22 protein-coding genes and 1 pseudogene are annotated in these 26,509 nt (G+C 33.9%); 16 read left to right on the top strand and 7 right to left on the bottom strand.

Translation table 11 applies throughout. From position 1 onward, the window contains the following. From Q0800_RS12220 to Q0800_RS12205, 4 genes and pseudogenes are all read left to right on the top strand, one after another. Positions 1 to 427 (top strand): annotated as a pseudogene (locus Q0800_RS12220) (ATP-dependent DNA helicase RecG); the annotation flags it as partial. A gap of 166 nt (positions 428 to 593) precedes the next feature. Further along, positions 594 to 1,658, top strand: coding sequence for a glycosyl hydrolase (locus Q0800_RS12215; RefSeq protein ID WP_299130155.1), 1,065 nt, complete (start codon positions 594 to 596; stop codon positions 1,656 to 1,658). 330 nt (positions 1,659 to 1,988) lie between these two features. Then, positions 1,989 to 2,399, top strand: a complete 411-nt coding sequence (locus Q0800_RS12210; RefSeq protein ID WP_299130152.1) for a VOC family protein — start codon at positions 1,989 to 1,991, stop codon at positions 2,397 to 2,399. Further along, on the top strand, positions 2,400 to 4,670 hold the full coding sequence (locus Q0800_RS12205) for an aminotransferase class III-fold pyridoxal phosphate-dependent enzyme (RefSeq protein WP_299130148.1): 2,271 nt from the start codon (positions 2,400 to 2,402) through the stop codon (positions 4,668 to 4,670). A gap of 16 nt (positions 4,671 to 4,686) precedes the next feature. On the opposite strand, the gene Q0800_RS12200 is transcribed toward Q0800_RS12205, so the two are convergent. Beyond that, complete coding sequence (locus Q0800_RS12200; RefSeq protein ID WP_299130145.1) at positions 4,687 to 5,907, bottom strand: TlpA disulfide reductase family protein; 1,221 nt, start codon at positions 5,905 to 5,907, stop codon at positions 4,687 to 4,689. A gap of 120 nt (positions 5,908 to 6,027) precedes the next feature. On the opposite strand from Q0800_RS12200, the gene pheT reads away from it, so the two are divergent. From pheT to ribB, 8 genes are all read left to right on the top strand, one after another. Next, on the top strand, positions 6,028 to 8,454 hold the full coding sequence (pheT, locus tag Q0800_RS12195) for a phenylalanine--tRNA ligase subunit beta (protein ID WP_299130141.1): 2,427 nt from the start codon (positions 6,028 to 6,030) through the stop codon (positions 8,452 to 8,454). A 132-nt stretch (positions 8,455 to 8,586) separates the two neighbouring features. Continuing rightward, positions 8,587 to 9,087 (top strand): thiol peroxidase, encoded by a 501-nt coding sequence (gene tpx / locus Q0800_RS12190; RefSeq protein ID WP_299130137.1) that lies wholly within the window; start codon positions 8,587 to 8,589, stop codon positions 9,085 to 9,087. Positions 9,088 to 9,092: 5 nt separating this feature from the next. After that, positions 9,093 to 9,464, top strand: coding sequence for a diacylglycerol kinase family protein (locus Q0800_RS12185; protein WP_299130134.1), 372 nt, complete (start codon positions 9,093 to 9,095; stop codon positions 9,462 to 9,464). 55 nt (positions 9,465 to 9,519) lie between these two features. Continuing rightward, positions 9,520 to 10,293 (top strand): M15 family metallopeptidase, encoded by a 774-nt coding sequence (locus Q0800_RS12180; RefSeq protein ID WP_299130130.1) that lies wholly within the window; start codon positions 9,520 to 9,522, stop codon positions 10,291 to 10,293. A 31-nt stretch (positions 10,294 to 10,324) separates the two neighbouring features. Continuing rightward, positions 10,325 to 12,745 carry a DNA translocase FtsK gene (locus Q0800_RS12175; RefSeq protein ID WP_299130129.1) on the top strand — a complete coding sequence of 807 codons (2,421 nt, stop codon included), beginning with the start codon at positions 10,325 to 10,327 and terminating at the stop codon, positions 12,743 to 12,745. Between the two features lie 20 nt (positions 12,746 to 12,765). Then, positions 12,766 to 13,407, top strand: a complete 642-nt coding sequence (locus Q0800_RS12170; protein WP_299130128.1) for an outer membrane lipoprotein carrier protein LolA — start codon at positions 12,766 to 12,768, stop codon at positions 13,405 to 13,407. Positions 13,408 to 13,412: 5 nt separating this feature from the next. Further along, a complete protein-coding gene (locus Q0800_RS12165; protein ID WP_299130127.1) occupies positions 13,413 to 15,395 on the top strand; it encodes an LptF/LptG family permease in 1,983 nt (660 codons plus the stop codon). Positions 15,396 to 15,433: 38 nt separating this feature from the next. Next, on the top strand, positions 15,434 to 16,582 hold the full coding sequence (ribB, locus tag Q0800_RS12160) for a 3,4-dihydroxy-2-butanone-4-phosphate synthase (protein ID WP_299130124.1): 1,149 nt from the start codon (positions 15,434 to 15,436) through the stop codon (positions 16,580 to 16,582). A gap of 8 nt (positions 16,583 to 16,590) precedes the next feature. On the opposite strand, the gene Q0800_RS12155 is transcribed toward ribB, so the two are convergent. The 3 genes from Q0800_RS12155 to Q0800_RS12145 form a co-directional block, all read right to left on the bottom strand. Then, positions 16,591 to 18,150 (bottom strand): family 16 glycosylhydrolase, encoded by a 1,560-nt coding sequence (locus tag Q0800_RS12155; protein ID WP_299130121.1) that lies wholly within the window; start codon positions 18,148 to 18,150, stop codon positions 16,591 to 16,593. Positions 18,151 to 18,227: 77 nt separating this feature from the next. Next, positions 18,228 to 19,424, bottom strand: a complete 1,197-nt coding sequence (locus Q0800_RS12150; RefSeq protein ID WP_299130119.1) for a DegT/DnrJ/EryC1/StrS family aminotransferase — start codon at positions 19,422 to 19,424, stop codon at positions 18,228 to 18,230. Between the two features lie 54 nt (positions 19,425 to 19,478). Then, positions 19,479 to 20,105, bottom strand: coding sequence for an NAD(P)H-dependent oxidoreductase (locus Q0800_RS12145; RefSeq protein ID WP_366518845.1), 627 nt, complete (start codon positions 20,103 to 20,105; stop codon positions 19,479 to 19,481). 91 nt (positions 20,106 to 20,196) lie between these two features. Here Q0800_RS12145 and Q0800_RS12140 point away from each other — a divergent pair, with 91 nt between their 5' ends. The 3 genes from Q0800_RS12140 (at position 20,197) to Q0800_RS12130 (ending at position 23,494) form a co-directional block, all read left to right on the top strand. Further along, a complete protein-coding gene (locus Q0800_RS12140; protein ID WP_299130115.1) occupies positions 20,197 to 20,790 on the top strand; it encodes a nucleotidyltransferase family protein in 594 nt (197 codons plus the stop codon). A 73-nt stretch (positions 20,791 to 20,863) separates the two neighbouring features. Further along, the gene (locus Q0800_RS12135) at positions 20,864 to 21,325 is read left to right on the top strand and encodes a (2Fe-2S)-binding protein (protein ID WP_299130112.1); all 462 of its coding nucleotides are present in this window, start codon (positions 20,864 to 20,866) and stop codon (positions 21,323 to 21,325) included. Positions 21,326 to 21,334: 9 nt separating this feature from the next. Further along, the gene (locus Q0800_RS12130) at positions 21,335 to 23,494 is read left to right on the top strand and encodes a molybdopterin cofactor-binding domain-containing protein (RefSeq protein WP_299130110.1); all 2,160 of its coding nucleotides are present in this window, start codon (positions 21,335 to 21,337) and stop codon (positions 23,492 to 23,494) included. Positions 23,495 to 23,648: 154 nt separating this feature from the next. On the opposite strand, the gene Q0800_RS12125 is transcribed toward Q0800_RS12130, so the two are convergent. Next, positions 23,649 to 23,837 carry a hypothetical protein gene (locus tag Q0800_RS12125; protein WP_035325018.1) on the bottom strand — a complete coding sequence of 63 codons (189 nt, stop codon included), beginning with the start codon at positions 23,835 to 23,837 and terminating at the stop codon, positions 23,649 to 23,651. Positions 23,838 to 24,046: 209 nt separating this feature from the next. On the opposite strand from Q0800_RS12125, the gene Q0800_RS12120 reads away from it, so the two are divergent. Then, positions 24,047 to 24,796 carry a hypothetical protein gene (locus tag Q0800_RS12120; RefSeq protein WP_115839042.1) on the top strand — a complete coding sequence of 250 codons (750 nt, stop codon included), beginning with the start codon at positions 24,047 to 24,049 and terminating at the stop codon, positions 24,794 to 24,796. 778 nt (positions 24,797 to 25,574) lie between these two features. Here the strand turns inward: Q0800_RS12120 and Q0800_RS12115 are convergent. Both Q0800_RS12115 and Q0800_RS12110 read right to left on the bottom strand, forming a co-directional pair. Beyond that, entirely contained in the window at positions 25,575 to 26,015 is a 441-nt protein-coding gene (locus tag Q0800_RS12115; RefSeq protein ID WP_299130106.1) for a heavy-metal-associated domain-containing protein, read from the bottom strand. Between the two features lie 17 nt (positions 26,016 to 26,032). Next, a partial coding sequence (locus Q0800_RS12110; protein WP_299130104.1) for a DUF3347 domain-containing protein occupies positions 26,033 to 26,509 on the bottom strand: 477 nt, incomplete at its 5' end.

Here is a 26,509-nt window from a genome sequence, read left to right as displayed (position 1 = left end):
TAATGCTTCTGTAATGATTATTGAGAGCGCTGAGCGTTTTGGCTTATCGCAATTGCATCAGCTTAGAGGTCGTGTAGGTCGTGGAGCTGAACAAAGTTATTGTATATTAATGACCAGCCATAAATTAAGTAACGACAGTAGAACACGTTTAGAAACTATGGTAAGATCTAATGATGGTTTTGAAATTGCCGAAGTAGATCTTAAACTTAGAGGACCTGGAGATATTATGGGTACACAACAAAGCGGAATATTACATCTCCGCATTGCAGATATTGTAAAGGATAAGGATATTTTAGAACATGCTCGCTACCATGCCAAGGCGGTATTAAAATTAGACCCAAGTTTAAGTTTAGCTGAACATAAAATGATTTTAAACACATATCGTCAAATGAGCAAGTATCGTAATATCTGGAATTATATCAGTTAAATTTTATTTATAATTCTAATATCAATTTATTTCAACGTAAAATAAAGTACTATTTTAATTTTTTAAAAGATAAATATTGAACTAAACCATAGTTATAGTCTTATATTAGTTAAAATTTATTCTAAAAAATATTAGTTGCTAAAAAATACAACTAACACCTATAATTATGCGATCTATTATTACTATTCTCCTTTTAATTTCGCTCATAAATTGTTCTAAAAGTGACAATAATAACGGAATTACCAATACAGAAGACGACATAAATTTTAATTTAGGCATTTCTTTTCCGCCAGTAGCCGACGAAGAGCAAAGATCCTTTGCCGCACCTCTTCTTAACGAGTTAAATGTTAATATTATTCGTATTGGTGAAAAATGGTCGTTTAGAGAACCCTCTGAAGGTAATTTTAATTGGGCATCACTAGATCAACGCATCAATTGGGCAGAAAACAATGGATTAAATGTGTTATTAACCATTCAGTCTAATGGACCAGATTGGGCTTGCAGCGGACAACAGAATACAAATTCGTGTGTGTTTCAGGACAATGAAAAATTTAAAAATTATATAGAGGCATTATTACAACGCTATCCAAACAAAATATCTAAAATACAATTTGGAAACGAATGGCAATCCACTTTTTGGTATATAGGTAGTGCGGAAAATTTTGTTACAGCGAATAATATTGTTTATAATGCCATACAGCAATTTTCGCCAGAAACAGAATTTGTATTAGGTGGATTCACAACAATATCGCTGAGATTTTTAGTAGGCTGTAATGGATTAGTAGATGAATTTTATGATGATGAAGGTAATTTATACGACCGAACGTTTTTAGATAATAATTGCAACACCGCAGAGATACAAGACGTTGTAACAAGGATTGAATATGTTTTGCAAAATGCTAATTACGACATGGTAGATATGCATCTTTACGATGATGCAGAAAATTGGATTAAATATTTTGAGAATTTTCAAACTATGGTTCAAAAACCTATCATTATTACTGAATTTGGTGGCCCAAATGTAAATATAGAACCTATTTCAGAAGACTACCAAAGTGAAAGATTAGAAGTTTATATAAAAACTATAGACAGCTTAGACGTTGAAGAAGCTTATTTTTTTAAGCTAGTTGAGGGTTCTAATAATCCAGCTCATGCAGAATCTGGCTTAATAAACAACCCAGAACTTACCAAAAAAATAAACTATTCTGTATTTAAAAGGCTCAACAATTAATACATTAACCAACAGTGAATTTTAATGATATAATTAGCACCTTAGTTTGTTTTAACCTAACTAAAATTAGTGCGCCAGCTTTTAAGGCCATAATTTAGAGTTTAAAGATCTTATAAGCAATCGCTATTTTGCAATATATATACAGCAAACCCATAGTATTAAATTTTTTTTATTTAATACCACGCTACTTTTTTTTAAAGAGATATAAGTGTTGACTAACATCTAACACAACCTCTCATTTCAATTTTATTGTATTTTTACCTGCAAAAGTTAATACGCATAAAACATAACTAATTATATTGTTTCCTAAAATTAAATCATTAAGTTATTATGGCAGCATTTCACTACGCATTTAAAGTAAAAGACATAGCAACCACCCGAAAATTCTATATCGATATCTTAGGCTGTACCGAAGGCAGATCTACTGCGACCTGGATTGATTTCGATTTTTTTAATAATCAATTATCTGCCCATATCAGCGATAATATTCCAGAATTAGATTATTGCGGTAAAGTAGATGGAATTAGTGTTCCTATACCTCATTTTGGTTGCTTACTTACAGCATCGCAATTTAAGGATGTACAGCAACGTTTAGAAAATGCCAATGTAGAATTTGTTATAAAGCCACAACAACGCTATAAAGGAAAAGTTGGAGAGCAATTAACTATGTTTGTGTTTGATTATAGCGGAAATCCTCTAGAGTTTAAAGCATTCTCTAACCCAGAAGAAGTGTTTAAATAAATGAAAAAAATCTTAGAAAAAGCGTTTGGTATTCATGTTGTTAAACATAAACAACTCAATGGCTATGAGAGTAAAAATTATCTTATAAAGACCAAAAGCAAGGATTTTATTTATAAAACTTACAAACACACCACGTCTATAAACGCAACTGTTGAGGCTGAGAATGACGTACTTCTATTTTTACAACAACAATTTAATTCATTTGTACCAAAACCAATTCCCTATAAAGATGGTTCTTATGTAAAGACCATAACACCTAGTCATAATGAGATTGGCCGAATGCTTTCTTTTTTAGAAGGTGAATTTCTTGGTGATGCAAAGCACACACCTGCATTATTTGAAGCGTTAGGTACATTTTTAGCAAAACTAGATATTGAGCTTAAGCAACTTACCAACTACACAATAAAGGCAAGACGCTGTAAGTGGGATCTTCAATATTTTGAATTAAATAGAGCCTATATTGCTGATATTGCTGATGCCAAAGGCCGAAATATCGTCACCTATTTTTTTAATCAATTTGAAGAAATCGTAAGACCACTCATCCCTGAGTTGAGAAAACAAATCATACATAACGATGCCAACGAATGGAATGTATTGGTAGATGGTGATAAAATAGCAGGTATCATAGACTTTGGAGACGTAGCGCATACGTTATTAATTAACGAACTTGCCATTGCTATTGTTTATGGGTGTTACGACAAGGAGCATCCTTTGGATTGGGCCGTAATACTCGTTAAAGCCTATAATAACATACTGCCATTACAAGAAAAGGAACTAAAAATTCTTTACTATCTAATAGCTGCAAGACTATGCACAAGCGTATGTAATTCTGCACATGCACGTAAAGCAAACCCAGATAACACTTACACTTCTGTAAGTGAAAATACCGCCTGGAAAATGCTACACCATTGGCTTACCATTAATCCGCTTAAAGCAGAAAACGAATTTAGAAAAGCAGCCAATTTTGAAAGTCATAAAACAATATCAACAGAAGCTGTTATAATAAGAAGGCACAAACATATTAGTCCAATTTTGTCCTTAAGTTATGAGGAACCAATTCATATGGTGCGTTCGGCATTTCAGTATATGTATGATGCTGAGGGTAATACGTTTTTAGATGCTTATAATAATATTCCGCATGTAGGGCATTCGCATCCAAAGGTTGTTGCAGCAGGACAAAAACAAATGGCAAAACTAAACACCAATACACGGTATTTATTTAATGAATTGGCGGAATATACCGAGAAGCTCCTCTCCTATTTTCCTTCGCAATTCAATAAGGTCTTCTTTGTTAATTCTGGCAGCGCAGCCAGTGATTTAGCCATAAGAATGGCGAATAATCACACAGGTAACTCAAACATGATGGTGATGGAGTTAGGATATCATGGCAATACACAAACCTCCATAGATATTAGCGATTATAAATTTAATAACCCTAAAGGTCAAGGTCAAAAACAACACATTATAAAAACAGCATTACCGGACACTTATAAAGGGAAATATCAAAATAATAACCCTAATGCAGGCAGTTTATACGGCAAAGATGCTGCAGTGCAAATTAAGGCCAGTAAAGTTCCAATATCCGGATTTATAAGCGAACCTATTGTAGGCTGTGCTGGGCAAGTACCTTTACCTATAGGCTATCTTAAAGAAGTTTATCCGGCTATGAGAGCACAAGGAGGTATTTGTATCAGCGACGAGGTGCAAACTGGTTTTGGTAGAGTGGGTCATCATTTTTGGGGCTATGAAGCTCATGGTGTTATACCAGATATGGTTATCTTAGGTAAGCCGATTGCAAACGGCCATCCAATGGGTGCTGTGGTTTGCACCGAAGCTATTGCGCGTTCTTTTGAAAAAGGTGTAGAATTCTTTAGTTCCTTCGGCGGAAATCCTGTGTCTTGCAGTATAGCTTCGGCCGTTTTAGATGTTATTGAGGAAGAAAAACTGCAAGAAAACGCTAAAGTTGTAGGCCAATACTACAAATCACTTTTCAATACATTAATGCAAACCTATAAGTGCATAGGTGATGTACGTGGAGAAGGCTTATTTATTGGTGTAGAAATCGTTAAGGATAACTCAAAAGATCCAAACACAGCGTTGGCTCACCATATAAAAAACGAATTACGCAAACAGTATATTTTAGTTAGCACAGATGGGCCTTTTGATAATGTTATTAAAACTAAACCAGCGCTTTGTTTCAGTAAAGCAAACGCTCAAATTGTGGTGAAGGCTATTGATGCTGTATTAAAGACATATTATAACAACTGTTAGCGCCTAGTGTTATAATTTACTCAGCTCTTAATTCTGATATAAAACTTTCGAAGTCTTCTTTAAATTCGAGGTACTTGCTGCCAGTAGCAGGTCCGTTAAATCCTGTGTGTATTTTACGAACTTTACCTTTTTTATCAATAAAAATTGTGGTTGGGTACGATAACACATGATTGAGCATTGGTAATTTCTCCTGTGCTTTTACCTTATCTGATGTACCATATTGCGCTAAAAGTATAGGGTATTCAATCCCAATTTTTGATTTTAAACGGTCTATTCTACTAAAGGCAGTTTCTTTATCCTTAGCATATTCAAAGGCCAGAGCAATAAATTCTAAATCCTCACTTTTATTGGTTTTATAAAATTCCGCATAATACTTACTCTCATCTAAACAATTAGGACACCATGTACCCATAATTTGCACAACAATAACCTTGTTTTTAAATGCATCATCTTTAAGACTAACTAATTCATTAGACGAATTAGGAAAGGTAAAATCAATACCACTAAACCCTTCCTTTAAAAAAGTTAACGCGTTTGCATTTGGTAATTTAAACTTAGGATTACGCTTGGCTACAAAAGGTTCTTCCCAGTGGTTGCCAGAGTAAAATGTACCATTCATTGTAGAGTCCGTCACTTTTGCTGTAAATAAAAACGCATGCGCACCATCAAAGGTCGATAATTTCATGGTATCGCCATCCATAACACCTTCAAGATAACGATAATCGCCTGTAGTTGTTCTAAATGTACCTGTAACATTACTTCCTTTTTGTTCAAATATTCCTTTTGCCATATACTCCTCACCTACAACATTTTTACTGAAAGTAGTTTCCCAAATTCCGGAAACATCTTGCGCAGGCTGAGTACTTGTATCAAATCGATTATTAAGATGACCCTCTGCTCTAAATGGAACTTTTCTATTACGATCTGGACTAACATAATAGCCATTTAAGCTTTCTTCATTTTTGATTTTAGCAACTATATAATCTTCAAAAACGGGTAAATTTATATAAACCGAATCATTTTCATAGACTATTTCAGTAACCTCAATAACCTCTTCAGCATTAAAAATCTTAAGTTTATTTTTGGCCACAACTTCAAAAACAAAAGGGATGCTTTGCGCCTCTTGTATTGGTAGCCACGCTCTATAAGATCCTGGCTCTAAAGCTCTATTTTTTAATTCATTATTGCACGAATAAAGCAGTGTAGCAACGAGCATAAAAGATATAAAGTAACGCATGGATTTTGGTAGTTTTAATTTTATTCGAAATAACAACAAATAGCTTACATAAAAAAGCAATGCCGTCATTTCATTAAGCGACAAGTATTATTATCTTTGTGGCTTCATTAAATTAACCGCATGAAAATTTCATACAACTGGCTAAAACAGTTTATTAAGATAGATTGGGATGCCGAGAAAACTGGTGAATTACTCACTGATCTTGGCTTAGAAATAGAAGGAATAGAACGCTACGAATCTGTAAAGGGAGGCCTAAAAGGCATCGTTGTAGGTGAAGTTTTAACCTGTAAACAACACCCAAATGCAGATCGCTTAAAAGTTACAACTGTAGCTATTGGTGGAGATACACCTGTACAAATTGTTTGTGGTGCACCAAATGTTGCGGCAGGGCAAAAAGTACCAGTCGCAACCATAGGAACAACCTTATATACCGCAGAAGGAGAACCTTGGAAGATTAAAAAGGGTAAAATACGTGGTGAAGAAAGTCATGGTATGATTTGCGCTGAGAACGAATTAGGTCTTGGCGAAGAGCATGACGGTATCATGGTTTTAGATAATGCGCTTAAAGTTGGCACACCAGCAGCAGATGTCTTTGATATTGAAAATGACGATGTTTTTGAGATTGGCTTAACTCCCAATCGTGCAGACGCTATGAGTCATTATGGTGTGGCTAGAGATTTAAAAGCAGGTTTACTACAAAAAGAAGTGCAATTAGAGCTTATAACGCCATCAGTAATGGCTTACCATGTAGATGCGAGATCTCTAAAGGTTGATGTAGAAATAAAAGACAAAGAAAAGTGCCCACGTTATTGTGGCGTCACTATTTCTGGTATTAAAGTAGAGTCATCACCATCTTGGTTGCAACATCGTTTAAAATCTATAGGCTTATCGCCTATTAATAATGTAGTAGATGCTACCAATTACGTGTTACACGAGCTAGGTCAGCCACTGCATGCTTTTGATGCCAATAAAATACTAGGCAATAAGGTTGAAATTAAAACCTGTAAAACTGGCACCAAATTTACTACTTTAGATGGAGTTGTAAGAGAACTACACGACGATGATTTAATGATCTGCGATGGCGAAAAACCAATGTGTATTGCCGGTGTTTTTGGCGGTATAGATTCTGGCGTTACAAATAACACTAACAGCATTTTCCTTGAAAGCGCATATTTTGACCCAGTAAGTATAAGAAAAACAGCTAAGCGCCATGGGTTAAACACAGATGCATCTTTTAGATTTGAAAGAGGTATAGATCCAAATATAACCGAATACGCATTAAAGCGTGCTGCTTTATTAATTATTGAAATAGCTGGTGGTGAGATAACAAGTGATATTTCAGATGCGTATTCTAATAAAATTAAAGACTTTGAAGTTCGTTTAAGTTTTGATAACGCGAAAAAATTAATTGGTGAAGAAATCCCAAGAGAAACTATTAAAAGTATTTTAACATCTTTAGATATAAAGGTAAATAATGTTACCGAAACGGGTTTAGGACTAACCGTGCCTGCTTATAGAAATGATGTGCAGCGCGAAGCTGATATTATAGAAGAAATTCTAAGAGTTTATGGCTATAATAATGTTGGTACAACAGAAAAATTAAACGCTTCAATCTCTAATTCATCTAAATTTGAAGATTATAAGCTTCAAAACATTATTGGGAATCAATTAGCTTCACAAGGATTTTTTGAAATCATGGCTAACTCGTTAACATCGCCTAAATATGTTGCGTTAAGCGCAGATTTACATGAAGATCATAATGTGAAGATGTTAAATCCGCTTAGCAATGATTTAGAAGTAATGCGCCAGTCTTTATTATTTTCTGGTTTAGAAGCAGTTTCTCATAACATAAATAGAAAACGTAGCGATTTAAAATTATTTGAATTTGGTAAAACCTATCATCAATACTCAGATAAACGTTCTGAACATAAACATTTATCATTGTTTATCACTGGTAATAAGACAAATGAACGTTGGAATAGTATAAGCAAACCAAGCGATTTCTTTTACTTAAAGGGAACCGTTGAAGCCATCCTACAAAGGCTCGGTTTGAACCGTTTAAAATCTGCACCAACAAAATTAGATAGCCTAAGTGAAGGTATAAGTATATCGCTTGGTAAAAAACAACTTGTTGATTTTGGACTGGTAAAAAAATCTGTTTTAAAACCTTTCGGGATTTCTCAAAATGTATTATTTGCAGATTTTAACTGGGATAATGTTATAGACATGGCAAAGCATAACAAAATTAAGTTTAACGAAATTCCAAAATACCCTGAGGTAAGACGAGATTTTGCCTTGCTGTTAGATAACACTATTACTTTTGAAGATATATCCACCATTGCTAAACAAACTGAAAAACAATTTCTTAAAGCCGTTAATTTATTTGATGTTTATGAAGGTAAAAATTTACCTGCTGGCAAAAAAAGTTATGCGGTGAGCTTTACGCTTCAAGATGAGCATAAAACACTTAATGACAAGCAAATAGATAAAATTATGTCTAAGCTTCAATATAATTTTGAAACTAAGTTGGGTGCCGAGCTAAGATAGAAACCCTAGTACTGTAAGAAGAAGCCTGTTCATTATTATGTAGTGAATAGGCTTTTTGGTGTAACATTATCATTTTATTCACACTAAAGCAATACATATTTTTTATTTTTAACAAAATTTAAAACACTAAAAATGGCAAACGTAACTTTAGGAGGAACTCCAGTAGAAACAATAGGAAACTTACCAGCAGTTGGTAGTAAAGCACCAGATTTTAAACTCACAAATACGGAACTAGCAGATATAAGTTTAGCAGATTACAAAGGACAGCGTCTTGTTTTAAACATATTTCCGAGTGTTGATACAGGTGTGTGTGCACAATCCATTAAAACATTTAACGAAAAAGCAAGTAACTTAGATAACACTAAAATATTATGCATATCAAAAGATTTGCCTTTTGCTATGGGTCGTTTTTGCGGTGCAGAGGGTATTGAAAATGTTATAAGTCTATCAGATTACAAAACAGGTGCTTTTGGTAAGGACTATGGTCTTGCATTTTCTACAGGTGCTTTTGAAACTTTACTATCGCGTTGTATTGTTGTTATTGATACCGATGGTACAGTACTATATACTGAGCAAGTGTCTGAGATAGGTGAAGAACCAAACTACGATGAAGCTCTAACAAGCTTAGCATAATTTTCATGCAGATAAAAAAGGACTCTTTTTTTGTTAACCGGCTTAAAAGTGTAGGTTATGCTTTTAAAGGCATGTTTATCCTTGTAAAAACCGAAGCAAGTATTAAAATTCAGCTGTTTATTGCCATGGTGGTAACTACAGCTGGATTTTATTATAATATATCAACAACAGAGTGGCTCATACAAACAACCATTATTGGACTAGTTATGAGTATTGAAGGAGTAAATACTGCCATTGAATATCTAGCAAATTTTATACATCCAGACCACCATCCAAAGATAGGTCTAATTAAAGATGTTGCCGCAGGCGCTGTATTTATTGCGTCTATTGTTGCTGTTATAATAGCTGTAATAATATACGCGCCAAAAATTATTTAAACACCGAAGTATTAATTTAAGTATTAGATCTTAAACCTCTTATTTTAAAATTTTTATGAAAATTTTTGTATTACTTTTTATAACTTGTTTTATGGGTTGTAGTTGTAAAGAAAATAAGACTACTAAACAATCTTCGGCATTTAATAAGACTCAAAAAGTTTTACCAGTTTTAAAAAATGATAATCAGCCTATAACAAACACGTTTGTTCTGGGTAAGTTTAATTATAAACAAGACAACACGTTTATAAAGGAAGATTCAAAATTTACAAATAAAACCATATACTTACAAAAAGAGGTTTATAAATCCTTTTTAAGGATGCAAAGCGCCGCCTTAATTGAAGGCGTAACGCTTAAAATAATTTCTGGCACCCGTAATTTCTATGAACAAAAAGCAATCTGGGAGCGAAAATGGAAAACACACCATAAGTTATCTCCTAAACAACGTGCGCTAAAAATATTAGAGTATAGTTCTATGCCTAGCACATCTAGACATCATTGGGGAACAGATTTAGATTTAAATAGTTTAAATAATTCGTATTTTAACACCAGAAAAGGACTAACCGAATATAATTGGTTATTAGCCAATGCAAATGATTACGGGTTTTATCAGGTTTACACAGAAAAAAATAACGGTAGAACCGGTTATAATTTAGAAAAATGGCACTGGTCCTATTTACCATTGGCATCGCAATATTTACGGTACTATAACGCACATATAACGTTAGATGATATTTCAGAATTTTCAGGTTCTGAAATGGCAAAAGAGCTCAATGTAATAACAACGTATGTTAATGGCATATCAAAACACGCAAAAGCGAATAACAACTAAATTTAGATTTCTGAAATAACAGAAATATAATATGGCAAAAAGAGCAACAGAGAAAAAAAAGACACCTAAAGCAAAAAGCAAACCTAAGGTTAAACGCGCTATGCCATCATTTCAACTTAGTAATCAGCAAAAGCTTATTCTAGGAAGTCTTTTAATAATAATTGGTGTTTTACTTTTTATTTCGTTTTTATCATTCATATTTACAGGTAAGGAAGACCAGAGTGCTCTTACAAATTTCCCTGAACGCTCAGATGCTTACAAAAATTGGGCAAGTCAACTAGGTGCTTGGGTTAGTGAGTTATTTATTACAAAAGGATTTGGTATTTCTTCATTTATATTTTCTGGTCTTATTTTTCTCTCTGGAGTGTATGTTACATTAAACCTTAAAAAGGTAAAACTCAGAAAACATTGGATTTGGGGCACATTAATTGTAATCTGGTTATCTATATTACTTGGCTTTTTTTCGCATAAATATGATATTTTGGGTGGTACTATTGGTTTTGAAATGAATCATTTCTTTCAAGATTACATAGGTAAAATCGGCACCGTATTATTACTCTTGTTTGGGCTTATAGCCTACTTGGCACTTAGATTTAATATTACAGGAGAGTCATTCATCAAACTATTTAATAGTGCTAAAAAAGATTTGAAAGATGAAACTACGCTTAAGGACTCTAAAAATCCTGCCGTTACTATTGATAATAGCTTAACAGAAGAAGCCGAAGCTTTTAAATCTGCTTTCGAAATTCCTCTTGAAAACTCCGAACCTACAATAAGTAATAACTCTAAACCAGATACTAAGACTAATAATCTTAAAATGGAAGTTGGAGTCAATGAGGAAGAAGAACAAATTGAAGAACCCGAATTAAAAATAGAAGTTGAATCTACAAAAGAAGAACAGTCTGAAACCGACAATCTTGCTGATAAACTCGTAGAGGATTTTGGTCAATTCGACCCAACACTAGAATTAAGTAATTATCAATTTCCTCCCTTAGATTTATTAAAAAAATACAGCAATGAGGGCATCTCTATAGATCAAGAAGAACTAGAAGAAAACAAAAACCGTATTGTAGAAACCTTACTTAACTATAAGATTGGTATTAGCAGTATTAAGGCTACCATAGGACCAACAGTAACCTTATATGAGATTGTACCAGATGCAGGTATCCGCATTTCAAAAATTAAAAATCTAGAAGATGATATAGCGCTTTCCCTAGCTGCACTTGGGATTAGAATTATAGCACCGATACCTGGTAAAGGCACCATTGGTATTGAGGTGCCAAATAAAAAGTCTACTATAGTATCTATGCGATCTGTAATTGCATCACAAAAATTTCAGCAGTCTAAAATGCAATTACCAATTGCTTTTGGTAAAACCATTAGCAACGAGACCTTTGTGGTAGATTTAGCAAAAATGCCGCATTTACTTATGGCAGGTGCTACGGGTCAAGGTAAATCTGTTGGGTTAAATGCTGTATTAACATCTTTGCTTTACAAAAAACATCCTGCGGAAGTAAAATTTGTTTTAGTAGATCCTAAAAAAGTAGAATTAACATTATTCAATAAAATAGAAAGACACTATCTAGCAAAACTACCCGATAGTGAAGATGCCATTATTACAGACAACACAAAGGTTATAAACACCTTAAACTCATTGTGTATAGAAATGGATAATCGCTATGAAATGCTTAAGAATGCTTTTTGTAGAAATATAGCAGAATATAATGCAAAATTTAAAGCTCGTAAACTCAACCCTAATGATGGACATCAATTTTTGCCCTATATCGTCCTTGTTGTAGATGAGTTTGCAGATTTAATAATGACTGCTGGTAAAGAAGTAGAAACACCAATAGCAAGGTTAGCACAATTGGCTAGAGCCATAGGTATTCATTTAATAATAGCAACGCAACGACCTTCTGTTAATGTTATTACAGGTATTATAAAAGCTAATTTCCCGGCACGTATTGCATTTAGAGTAACCAGTAAAATTGACTCCAGAACAATATTAGATGGTTCTGGTGCCGATCAATTAATAGGCCGTGGTGATATGCTATATACTCAAGGCAATGATTTAATACGATTGCAGTGTGCGTTTGTTGACACACCCGAAGTTGAAAAAATCACAGAGTTTATAGGCTCTCAAAAAGCCTATCCAGACGCTCATTTGTTACCAGAATATGTTGGCAGCGACGATGGCACAAATCTTGATATAGATATTTCAGACAGAGATAAGTTGTTTAGGGACGCAGCAGAAATAATAATAACAGCACAACAAGGTTCTGCGTCGTTATTACAGCGAAAACTAAAACTGGGTTACAACAGAGCTGGTAGAATTATAGATCAGCTTGAAGCCGCTGGTATTGTAGGACCTTTTGAAGGCAGTAAGGCAAGACAAGTGTTAATACCAGATTTTGTAGCACTAGATCAGCTATTAGAAAATGAAAAAAAATAAAAATTTATATAAAACTTAAAATGAAAAGAATAGTAATTGTAGCGCTTATTTTTACAAGTTTGTCTGGTTTTTCTCAAAACGACGCAAAAGCTGTAACATTATTAAATGAAGTAAGTCAAAAAATGAAAGCATATAAAACTATAAGTTTAGATTTTAAATATGTGCTTAATAATGTAAGTGAGGATATAAAGCAAGAAACACGTGGCGATGTTGTTATTGAGGGAGAAAAATACAAGCTCAACATATTGGGTATTACACGTATTTTTGATGGCAAAACCCTATATACTATAAGCCCAGAGGATGAAGAAGTGACAATTTCATCTAATAATTCTGAAGATGAGAGTACTATAACACCAAGTAAAATGCTGTCGTTTTATGAAGATGGCTATACCTATAAAATGGATATTGTTCAAAAAGTAAAAGGCAGAAAAATTCAGTATGTAAAATTGAATCCTATTGACACTGATTCAGAAATAAAATATGTATTATTAGGTATAGATGCCACTACAAAACATATCTATAATCTGATAGAAGTTGGAAAAAACGGAACAAAAACAACACTAACCGTTAATTCTTTTAAAACAAATGAGCCTATATCAAAAACCTTATTTACTTTTGAAGAAAGTAAATACAGCGATTATTTTATTAATAAAATTGATTAAGCTTAGTGAAAATATTAGATAGGTACATACTTATCACATTCTTAAGGACATTTTTTAGTGTCCTTATTATCTTTATGTTCATCTTTGTTCTACAAGGTGTGTGGTTGTATATTTCTGAACTTGCAGGAAAAGATCTGGATGTTTCGGTTACAGCTAAATTTATTCTCTATTACATCCCAAAGTTAATTCCTTTGGTTGTGCCATTAACCGTATTACTATCCTCTATAATGGTTTTTGGTAATTTTGCAGAAAATTATGAGTTTGCTGCAATGAAATCTACAGGCATATCGCTACAACGTGCCATGCGTAGTCTTAGTGTTTTTATAATAACACTGGCAGTGGCATGTTTCTTTTTTGCTAATAATGTAATTCCTTGGGGCGAATATAATTTTTATAATCTAAGACGTAATATTGCTAAAGTAAAGCCAGCATTAGCTATTGCAGAAGGTCAGTTTAATGAAATTGGTAACATCAATATTAAAGTAGATAAAAAAACTGGAGACAGAGGTCAATACTTAGAGCATGTCATTATACACGATAAAAACTCTGCAAGACCGGGTAATTATAAAGTTATTATTTCTGAAAAAGGAGAACTTATTAGCAGTGAAGACTCCAACGTACTTCAGTTAAAACTTATTAATGGTAATTATTATGAAGAGATTGTAAATAGAGATACCAGAAAAAATATTAATAAACCTCATGCCAAAAGTTACTTTGACAATTATATTATAAATGTTGATTTAGAACTTCTTAATAATGAAGATTTAGACGAAAAGAATTACAAGGGACGGCATAATATGCAAACAATAGATCAGTTAACATTCTCTATAGATAGTCTAAAGAATCAACGGAAGGAAGACAAAGATAAATTAACCAAAACTTTATATACACGCACCACCTTCCCTATTCTTAATACCAATATTAATATAGAAGAAAAGGACAGTACGTACACGGGTGATTTATTAGATTTATTTAGCAGTGATGTAAAATCACAAATCGTTAATATTGCTTTAAACTCTGCAAATAGTACAAGACAAATTATAGACTCTAACCGCAAGAATCTTACTAATAAGGCTATTGTTTTAAATAAGCACGTCATTGCTTTTCATGATAAATTTGTATTATCAATCGCCTGTATCATTTTGTTTTTTGTTGGTGCTCCGCTTGGTGCTTTAATAAGAAAAGGTGGATTAGGACTACCCATTGTTATAGCCGTAGTATTATTTCTTACGTATCATTTCTTTGGTATTTTCGCAAAGAATAGTGCAGAAAAAGGGTCGTTTAGTCCAATAATTGGGTCTTGGTTGTCAACGGCAGTTATGCTACCATTAAGTATTTATTTAACTACCAGAGCTACTAATGATAAAGGTGTTTTTCAGTTTGATGCTATAATTGTGCCTTTTAAACGGTTATTCTCATCAAAAAATAAATTACAATTATCAGAAAGTGATACCAAATCCTACAACTATTACAAACGCTATTCAATTGAGGAATTAGTTTCGATCATAAAAAAGCAAGACGACTATGACCTTGATAAAAGGCCTAAAGAAATTGCACTTCATAATTTATTAAACCGTAATCTATCATTAGAAGCACTACAATCTGAAGGCTTAGAAATACCAGATAACCTCATTGAGGGTAAACAACTTTTAAAAGACTATAAAGACTACTCAAAAACAAGCCTAATTAGCTATTGTATTGGCAGCATATTATTAGCCTTATATTTTATATGCAGAAATAACAAATTACCAGAAATTGCAGATGCTAGTTTAAAACTTAGTATAATGAGCTTTGTTCTATATGTTATTTACGTTGTGGTAGATAGTATTAAATATTCAAAATTTTATAAACGTATTGACCAAGAAGGAAAAAAAACTAATCCACTACTCTTAATTTTAGGCCTTCCTTTTTACCCATTAAAATATGTAGTTTTGAGAAATAAGATTGGCTTAGACTTCTACAGAAGTTGCATTAAGAATATAAATTAAGCGTATCTTTGCTACATCCATATACATACATTTTATAAATGTCTTACACCACTGCACAAAAAAAAACAAGCCTAAATACCATTGAAGAAGCTATTGAAGACATTCGACAGGGTAAAGTTATTATTGTAGTTGATGATGAAAATCGTGAGAATGAAGGCGATTTTTTAGCTGCTGCTGAAATGGTAACACCAGAGATGATCAATTTTATGGCCACACATGGCAGAGGTCTTATCTGCGCTCCTTTAACTGAGAATCGATGTAAAGATTTAGAGTTAAGCATGATGGTGAAAAACAATACAGATCCTATGGAGACCGCCTTTACAGTATCTGTAGATTTACGTGGTAATGGAGTAAGCACAGGAATTTCTGCTAACGATAGAGCCAAAACTATAAAAGCTTTAGTTAAAAGAGACACTAAGTCCTTTGAGTTAGCACGTCCTGGACATATTTTTCCTTTAGTTGCAAAAGAAGGTGGCGTTTTAAGACGCACTGGCCATACCGAAGCTGCTATTGATTTTGCGCGACTTGCTGGATTTGAACCTGCAGGTGTTATTGTAGAAATTATGAATGAAGATGGCTCCATGGCACGTTTACCACAACTTATGGAGGTCGCTAAAAAATTTAATCTAAAAATTGTTTCTATTGAAGATTTGGTAGCGTATCGTATGGAGTACGACTCGCTTATTGAAAAGAAAGAAGATTTTGATATACAAACGCGTTTCGGAAAATTTAGATTAAGAGCCTATTTACAAACCACAAACAACCAAGTACACATTGCTTTAACAAAAGGCAATTGGAAATCTGACGAGCCCATACTAACACGTGTTAACTCTACACTAATTAACAATGATATTTTAGGAACGCTAACCAATAATGCAGATAAAAAATTAGACGATATGTTTAATGTTATTAATTCTGAAGGCAAAGGTGCTATTATCTTTATTAATCAACAGATACAATCCATGAATCTTCTGACGAGATTAGACATTCTTAAAGAAAATCAAACCGAAGATAAACTTGTTAAAGCACCTGGTATTAGCATGGACTCTAAAGATTTTGGTATCGGAGCTCAAATACTTCACGATTTAAAAATTAGTAAATTAAAGCTAATATCAAACAGTCTTCAGACCAAGCGTGTTGGTATGATTGGTTATGGTTTAGAGATTGTAGATTACGTTAACTACTAACTATTAAGTTATTCAATAATAATACGTTTTTGGTCTATTATATCACCTGCGTATATTTTTAGGATATATAGCCCAGCATTAAGATTAGAGACATCTATCTGATTTAAATTATTATATCTACTACAAATGGTTTGTCCTAACGTATTAGAAATTGTAATACGATCTATTGTAATAGTTGCTGCTAAGGTAATACTCGTTTTTGCAGGATTGGGATACACATTAAAACTGTTTTTTTTTAGATTATCACCAGTACTTAAGCTAGAATTTTGATATACCCTCACATAGTCTATAACCATACTACTTTGGTTAAAATTAGGATCAATAACGCCAGAAACACCACCCATTGCAATATTTAGCAGTAAATACTGATCGGTATTAAACGGCCATGTATTCTCATCTTTTTCAGCAGGGTTGTAAGTGTAATAACCCACACCATCTATAAGAAATGTGATTTGATTAGGTGACCAATTTACAGAATACACATGAAAATCATTTGCAACATCCGCTAACATTTGGGTGGCTGTATTTACTGTATTACCAAAACTAGAAGGCGAATGCAGCGCAACACTTACTTGGTTAGTAGCATATAAACCATGCTCCATAATATCAATTTCACCACAGGCAGGCCAAGACGTAGTACCAAAACCTTGGTTGTCCCAATAAGCTCCATCTTCATTAATGTTTTTGCCTAAAGTCCAAATTGCTGGCCAAGTACCATCTCCCTCTGGTAATTTAGCTCTAACATCTACTCTGCCGTGGGTAAATGCAAATTTAGAGTTTAATCTTGCAGAGGTATATTGCTTTGTTTCCCCTTGGTCTGTAAAAACTTCCTTTTTAGCTACAATATTTAAAAATCCATTTTCTACAAAAGCATTTTCTATACGATTTGTATAATGCTGCTCTTCTCCATTAAACCAATTTCCACCAGCTGGCAATTGCGTCTGAAGAAACCAATTATTAACATCTACTGCTCCATTGGTGTCAAATTCATCTGCCCAAACCAAGTCTGTGTAAATAACGTCTAATTCGTTAGGATTTATAGGTACTGTGCCATTATTTATATCATCAATTAAGTACGTTCCTGTTTGGTTAGTTCCTCCATCAATGAATAGAGTTAATCTAGAGTAACTGCCAGTAGCATAAATATTAGTGGAAGTGCCGCTTATTGTGGCATTAGAAAAATCGAAAACAATACCTTCTGTCCAACCTGTGCCAGAGTTAGACAATATAACTTCAACATTCTCAGCAGTGCCATTTTCGAGTTTAAGAATTATGGTATGATTTTGAGGGTCAAACTGATAAAAATCAAGGCTCAGTTGTTGCTCTACACTGAGGTCAATTGGCACTGCCAAATCTAAAAAGAAGCCTTGCCATATATCATTACCATCATTAAAAAATTGCCCAACAGCATCATTGGAATCATTTGGATTGGTATTAAACGAAAAACCACTCCCTCCAAAACCTATGAAATTTTCATTTACCTCAGAAAAACCAATTGGTAAGTGTTGCGCATACAATACACCATAACATAAATAAAGCAAGGTTATTAAGCCATAAAAACGTTTCATTATCTTTTTTTTTGATAAATCTAAAGCAATTTGTAGTCTTAGAATAGTTAACAGCCTATACACAAACTATACAATAGCTAACAACACACTTTTTTTATACAATTACGCATAATTTCTGCGCGGTTTTGCACCTCTTTTTCGCTCCAAGATAATTTTATAAGGCAAGAGATATTGCGACCTATCCAATGATCGGACTGTGCAAAAACAGTTTTGCTAAGTGTATCTAATTGAGATTTAATAGCGTCACTGAGCGGATATAATGATTTGGCTTCTTTTAAATGATCCCACTTACGGATATAGTGCCAATTATTTTCAAAATAATTCCAGCAAACATCAATTCCACTAGCCTTAAATTCATTCGAGACGTTTATAGCAGTTTCTGTGTCTGGTAAAAAGAAGTTTAAAAATGCATAACTTTCTTCACCACCTTCGGGTACACGTCTAAAAGTTACTTCTGGGATGGTTTTGAGCACATCTCTTATAATGGTATAGTTCTGCTTTTGTATAGCAATAAACTCTGGTAAACGTTTTACCTGCGCTAAACCAACGGCAGCATTTAATTCTGAAATTCTAAAATTATAACCTAAGAATGGGTGGCTTTCTGCACCTCTATCATTACCAACGTGGTCGTGCCCATGGTCTGAGTAGTGATCTGCATTATGATAATAGCTTTGGTTATTAGTAACTACGGCTCCACCCTCTCCACAGGTAATGGTCTTTACAAAATCGAACGAAAAACAACCAACATCTGCTATGCTCCCTAAAGGTTTTTTCTTGTAAGTACCACCAATGGCTTGGCAAGCGTCTTCCACAAATATTAAACTATGAGTGTTACAAACTGCACGTAAAGCATCCATATCTCCCATACTACCGCACATTTGTACTACCATTATAGCTTTTGTTTTATCAGTAATGGCTGCTTCAACCGCTTTAGGATCTAACGTAAGAGTATCATCAATATCTACCAATACTGGTATGGCTCCTAACATCATAATAGCTTCAAAACTTGCAACAAATGTAAAGGTTGGCATAATCACTTCATCTCCTGCTCCAATACCAGCGGACGCTAAAGCTACGGTAACTGCTGCTGTACCGCTAGAGACTAATTGTACATAATTAGACTTAAACGTTAAAGCCAATTCAGACTCTAAAGCCTTTGCTTTATAGTGTCCGTTGCGCATTGCATCAAAGCCATAGCGCATTAGTACACCATTTTCTAAAACGTCATTAACTTCTTTTCGTTCTAAATCACTAAATAGTTCAAATCCTGGCATAGTGTATTACATTATAACGTTGTTTAACGTGTTATTATCATTTTTAAGCGTGTTCTACAATTCTATAACTGTATCTTTTAGAGGTTTTCTTACTTTTTTAAGCTCTGCAAACATATCATCGTCTGCCCTATACCCAACAGGTAATAATAAAACAGACTTTAAATTGAGTTTATCCAAACCTAAAACCGCATCATATTTCTCTGGTATAAAGCCTTCCATCGGACAACTGTCAATACCCTCTACGGCACAAACAGTCATTAAATTACCTAGAGCAATATAAGCCTGATTAGTTGCCCAACTTAACTTTTTATCGGTAGGCATTTGCTCAATTGACTGATGCAGTTGATTTTTAAATGGTTCTAAAATAGAATCTGGTGTATGTCGTATTGATTTTATAGTTTCAAAATGTTGATCAACATCTTTATCATCAATTGTATTTTGGACACATAATACGAGTAAATGAGATGCATCAACAACTTGTTTTTGTCCGTATGAATATTCAACTAATTGTGCTTTTATAGATGGATCAGAAACTACCATCATTTTTAAGGTTTGTAAACCATACGATAGTGCCGTTAAATTAAATGCCTCTTTTAAAACCTGAAGCTGATCTGCTGTAAGTACTTTTGCCGCGTCAAATTTCTTTGTCGCATAACGCCATTTTAATTTATCAATTATCATCACATTTTTTTTCAAAAATAAGCAATAATGCTGTCCTTTTTACGAATTGAAATTAATTTTAAATACCTTTAAACACCATAAATCATTTACAATGAAGATTGCCGTTTTACTTTTAGCTGCTGGGACGTCAACAAGAATGAAGAAACCGAAGCAACTACTCCCAATTGGTAAAGAAACGCTACTCACAGTTGTAATAAATAACTTATTAAATTCTAATATTTCTAAGCTTTACTGTGTTTTGGGAGCTCATACGAAACCTATAACAGAAAAACTTAAAGATTATAACATAACTTGTGTTCATAACCAAAATTATAAGCAAGGTCTTGGCTCTAGTATAAACGCAGGTATTAGAGCTATAATGAATGATAATGTCCTTTTTGATGCTGTTCTAATTGTACTTGGAGATCAACCTAATGTTGATGCGGCCTACATAAATCAATTAATTAAAAAAGCTAAAGAAAACCCAGGCAATGTAATTTCATCAACCTATAATACGTCTTATGGCGTACCAGCTATTTTTCCGAAACACTACTTTGAGTCACTCTTGCATCTGCGAGGAGATAAAGGAGCTAAAGATTTTTTAAATTCTAGCGCAACTAATGTTTTGAGTATAAGGTCTAACGATAATCTTATAGATATTGATACAGCCCAAGATTATAAGGATTATATAAATAGTTCTAAATAATAATTATTCGATATTAATCTTTACACAATTTTAATACCCAAATATTTTATAACTTTAGCATAAAACAAAATTTATGGCAACGTATAGCATAAACGTTAATGGCAAAAACAAATCAGTCACAGCTGATGATGACACACCTCTATTATGGGTTTTAAGAGATGAATTAAATTTAGTCGGCACCAAATTTGGTTGTGGCATAGGACAATGCGGTGCATGCACTGTACATGTAGATGGAGTGGCTGTACGTAGTTGCTCAGTACCTGCTGCGAACCTAAAAGATGTAAAAATCACTACGATTGAAGGACTATCAAACGAGGAATTACATCCCGTACAAGACGCTTGGAAAGCACTAGATGTGCCACAATGTGGCTATTGTCAAGCAGGACAAATAATGACAGCTACATCCTTTTTAAAGCAAAACGCTAATCCTAATGCTACTGAAATTAGAGAAGCTATGCATAGAAATATTTGCCGATGCGCAAGCTATAACAGAATTGAAAAAGCAGTTGCCCTAGCGGCAAAAAAAATGTCATAAAAAAGTGCCATGAAAAATAAAAACAATATAACATTTAGTAGACGTAACTTTATAAGAACATCTACGTTAGCCACTGGTGGACTATTAGTTGGTTTTAATTTATTTAATGCTTGTAAAGACACAGCAACACCACCAATTGACGTTTCTAAGCTCAATTTTAATGAGTTTAATGCCTTTATAAAAATTGCAGATAACGGCTACGTTACCCTATACTCTCCCAATCCAGAGATTGGGCAAGGAGTAAAGACATCTATGCCAATGATTATTGCCGAAGAATTAGATGTACCATGGGAACATGTGACTGTAGAACAAGGTAATTTAGATACGAAAAACTTTCAAAGACAAGTTGCAGGTGGCAGTCAATCTATTAGGTTTGGATGGGATGTGTTAAGACAAACTGGTGCCACTACAAAACAAATGCTAATAAATGCTGCCGCTTTAAAATGGGGTGTTGAGGCTGCTACATGCTCAGCTTCAAAAGGAATAATAACTAATGCCAAGGGTGAAACTTTGGGCTATGGAGATGTGGTAAATGAAGCCGCTAAATTAGAAATTCCAGAGAATGTTACTTTAAAACTACCTAAGGACTATACCATTATTGGTAACGATGCTATAAATGTGGATATAGATAAAATTATTACTGGGAAACCCTTATTTGGATTAGATTATAAAGTTGAGGGCATGTCCTATGCTTCTGTTGCCCGACCACCAGCCTTTGGACAAAAAATAGGAACCTTTGATGCTACAGATGCCAAAACAGTAAACGGAGTTTCAGACGTTATACAGTTTGGAGATAAAATAGCAGTAATTGGTAAAAACACATGGTCAGCAATGAAAGGCAAAAAAGCCTTAAAAATTGACTGGATCAACGATAATAAGCTTGAGAGTACTGAGGATCACCACAACGAACTCAATAAGATTCTTAATAGTAAAAAACTCAATGTACGGAGAGATGATGGTAATGTAGACAAAGCATTTGCTAGTGCAGATAAAATTATTGAGCGCATTTACGAATCTCCATTTTTGCCACATAACTGTATGGAGCCCATGAATTTTTATGCACATGTTAGTGATGCAAAAGTACATCTTGTAGGGCCAATACAAACACCTGCAGGCACCGCTAGTCGTGTCGCTAAACTCATTAATCGTGATGAAGCAGATATTCATTTAGAAATGACGAGAATGGGTGGTGGTTTTGGAAGACGACTGTATGGTGATTTTGTAATGGAAGCTGCTGAAATCTCTAATATAACAAAGTTACCAATTAAGGTTGTTTTTTCTAGAGAAGATGATATGGCAGCAGGTATATATAGACCAGCCATTAAATACAGAATAAAAGCTGCACTAAAAAATGGTAAAATTACAGGGTATCATCTAAAAGAAGCAGCTATAAACTCTAATATGTATGGGTTAATTCCTAATTTTTTTCCTGCTGGTGCCATAAAAAACTATAGAGTAGAATCTGGTAATTATAAGAGTGATATAACAACTGGTGCTTGGAGAGCTCCCTATACAAACTTTTTAGCTTTTGCTGAGCAGAGCTTTTTTGATGAGTTAGCTGATGAATTAAATACAAATCCTGTTCAATTAAGGCTAGATCTTTTAAGTAATGTCCAAGATGGAAAAGATGATAGTATAGAATATTCTGCCAAACGGATGACAGATACTATTAAACTTGCAGCTAAAAAAAGCAATTGGGGACAAACTGATAGTAATACTTATCAAGGCTTTTCAGCGTATTACAGTCATAATACCCACGTTGCAGAAGTTGTAGATATTAGTCTTAGTAATGGGTTGCCTATTATAGAAAAAGTAACTGTAGCCGTTGATTGTGGCATTGTTGTTAACCCAACAGGTGCAAAAAATCAAATTGAAGGTGGTGTTATTGATGGTTTAGGCCATGCTATGTATGGGGATTTTACATTTAAAAACGGTAAACCACAAGACATAAATTTTAACACTTACCGTCTCATACGAATGAAAGAGACACCTATTGTTGAAACACATTTTGTAAAAAACAACCTGTCACCAACAGGACTTGGAGAGCCGGGCTTACCACCCGCTGGTGGTGCACTGGCAAATGCTATAAAAGCAGCAACTGGCCAACTTTTAACCAAGCAACCATTTATTAAAAATTTAGATCGACGCAAAACAGACTTAAATGCATAAAAAAAAGCTTTATCCATTACAGATAAAGCTTTTAGCGGAGAAAGAGGTAAGTGAACCTCTTTCGTAGTGCCTTTATTTATTACTGTTTCAGTCCTGTACCATTGTTGGGTCACCTAATAGGTCACCTTTATACCTTGTAGTAAAGATAAGGAATTTACTTGATTAATCCTTGTACTTTACTGATTTCAAAGCCCATAAAGTCGCAAAATTCATCGATAGTAACTAACTGATGAGCTTCTTTGTTAAGGCGTTCTTTAATCGCTTTGATTATTGTTCTGCCATAACGCTCACTCTTTCCTGTTACTACCTGCACGTCTTTAGGGTAAATACAGATTCTACTCATTCACTTTAAATTTAAAATTAATACTCTAACTATACTTTATCTATACCGTAGCTATAAAGCACTTATATACAATATACGACTAATATCCCATTGAAAAAACTAACTAAAACGGAAGTTTTGGCAACTTATAAACACTACGGAAGCACTCTAATGCATTGACAGTCAATAGCTCGTATATTTGATATTCATCATCAAAAAATGTATTAGTTATGGCAAAATTAAAAGGTATTATCAAGTTAGAAGGAACGTTAGACAATCTAACTTTTTACAAAGCAAAAGAGGGTTATTTAGTAAAAACTAAAGGCGGTGTTTCTAAAGAACGTATTCAAAATGACCCAGCGTTTGAACGTACTCGTGAAAACGGTTCAGAATTTGGAAGTTCTGCATCATCTGGTAAGCTATTGAGAACATCAGTTAGAAACTTAATGATTAGAGCAAAAGACAATCGAGTTTCAAGTCGTGTTACTCAAAAAATGACACAAATTAAAAACTTTGATACAACCTCTGTAAGAGGACAAAGAAATGTAGCTACAGGATTAGCAACACCAGAAGGTAAAGCCACATTAAAAGGCTTGGATTTTAATAATAGAGCCATTTTAAGTGCTGTTTTATTCGCCCCATTTACTGTAGATGGTGCAACTGGTGAAATTACGATTCCAAATTTAACACCTGCAAATGATATTGCCTATCCAAGTGGCGCAACACACGTAAGTTTAAGTTCAGCATTTCTAAAAGTTGACTTTGATACTACAGATAATTCAATCGAATACAGTCCAACTGTGAATATTCCGATTGATTCAACGTCTGCAACGCAAACACTAACGCCTGCAGGTGTTCCAACAGGCACAGGAAACGATATATTCGTTTTATTGGTAGAGTTCTTCCAAGAGATTAACGGTATTCAGTATCCGCTTAAAAATGGCGCATATAACGTTTTAAATATCGTAGAAGTAGCATAGTTTCATTCTGACCTTTGAAGCTGAAAGAGTCCTATAATTTTTATTGTAGGGCTTTTTCTTTTGCCATAATTTTTTTGAAGAAAAGAAAAAAGACAGCCAATGTAAAAGGTAGCGTGGATGATGCTGTCAAGGTTTTTGGGTAAAAGTTTTTTACTCTAAAATCTTGAAATCTTTTACGATTGCTTCATAAAAAAGTTTTATTCAAAACCCGTAGGGCTTGACCTTTACAGTATTGAGCGTTGGCTGATGGAAGCTACCTATATTTGCTTTCTTTTTTATTTTATTACCTCATCTTACTTTTCCTAAAATGAAAGTTAACGAAATAAAGCAAACAAAGATTTGAGGTAAGGAATACTTGGACTTAACGATGATTTTGTGCAGTTGAATGAGATAACGTCATTTTCTTTGAAGTTCCAATGTGAGCGTGGGATAAGCGGATATTTTACATAATACCAGTTATAGCTACGAAAATATAAGAATACTGCGTTAGCAAACCCTTGAAAGGATTTTTGCTACTATAACTTGTATTATGTAACATAGCTTGGGTGAGTTTAGGGTTTTATGAGAAAATAATAACAGAATAGCTTATTGCAGTTTGGTTTGATTTTATGAAAACCAAAGCTGTAATATGCTATTACCTTAAAGACAAAAAAACGCTAAACTTGTTAGGTGAGCGGAACAACACAAAAGACAGAGGATTTTGAGGTACGAAAAAACTGGGTTTTGGGTTGTGGGGAATAAAAAAGAGCCTTCCGAAAAAGACTCTTTCATTATTGGTTTAATGGTCGTGATTTGAATGTTCATCACTTTTTGTTTCACCTGATTGATTCATCATCATTTCGTGGTCGTATTTACAACAACCTGGTAAACCATCATATGCTTCTTCATCACCAGCTACTTTTTCGGTATCATAACCTGAAGCTGCGATTGCTTTATGGATTGCCATTGCATCGGTTTTTGTATCATCAAAAGATACATCAATCTTCTTTTTATCGACATCCCAATTAGCACTTGCAACACCTTCAACACCGTTAGCTGCTTTTTCGATGGTGTTTTTACACATTCCGCAATTTCCTCTCACACCAAAAGACAGGTCTGTCATTGCCATTTCTTTTGACACTTTTGTAGTTGTAGTTTCTGTTCCTTTTTTGGTTTCGTTTTTACAACTTGTCAAACCTAATGCTGCTATTACAGCGATACTTAAAATTACTCTCTTCATTGTTTAAAATTTAATTGTTATTGTTCTATTATTTGTTTTACTTCTCCACAGGTTAGCATTGCATCACCAAAATATGGATTGATTACTTTTTCTTCTTTGCTCAACCAAAATGCACCCTTGTTATTATCTGCCATTGGACAAAATTCTAAATAGACTTTTTCATTTACACCAAATAGTTGAACAGCATTGATTAGATGTGATGACAAATGCTTGAAATGGTCTCTTTGTGCTTTTATATCGGACGTTTCAGAAATTGAGGTCGCTGAAGATTTTATTTCCTTTTCTAATGACATCCAATGGCTATGCGCCTTATTATCTGATAACAATTTCATATCTACTTTGGTTAAATTGTTTAGTAAAGTTGATGCGCTTGTTGAAGTACTTTTTGAATCTTCTTTTACTAAAGCATCTTTTAAATTGATATACTCATTGTAAACACTATTTAACTGTTGTTGAAATTTCTCTGATACTTCCAAACGTTCATTCATATTGGT

Origin of the sequence: uncultured Winogradskyella sp. (genome assembly GCF_937958655.1) — a bacterium.
Taxonomy (GTDB): domain Bacteria; phylum Bacteroidota; class Bacteroidia; order Flavobacteriales; family Flavobacteriaceae; genus Winogradskyella.
The sequence above is the reverse complement of the archived record's forward strand: the minus strand, read 5'-3'. Positions and strand labels throughout refer to the sequence as shown.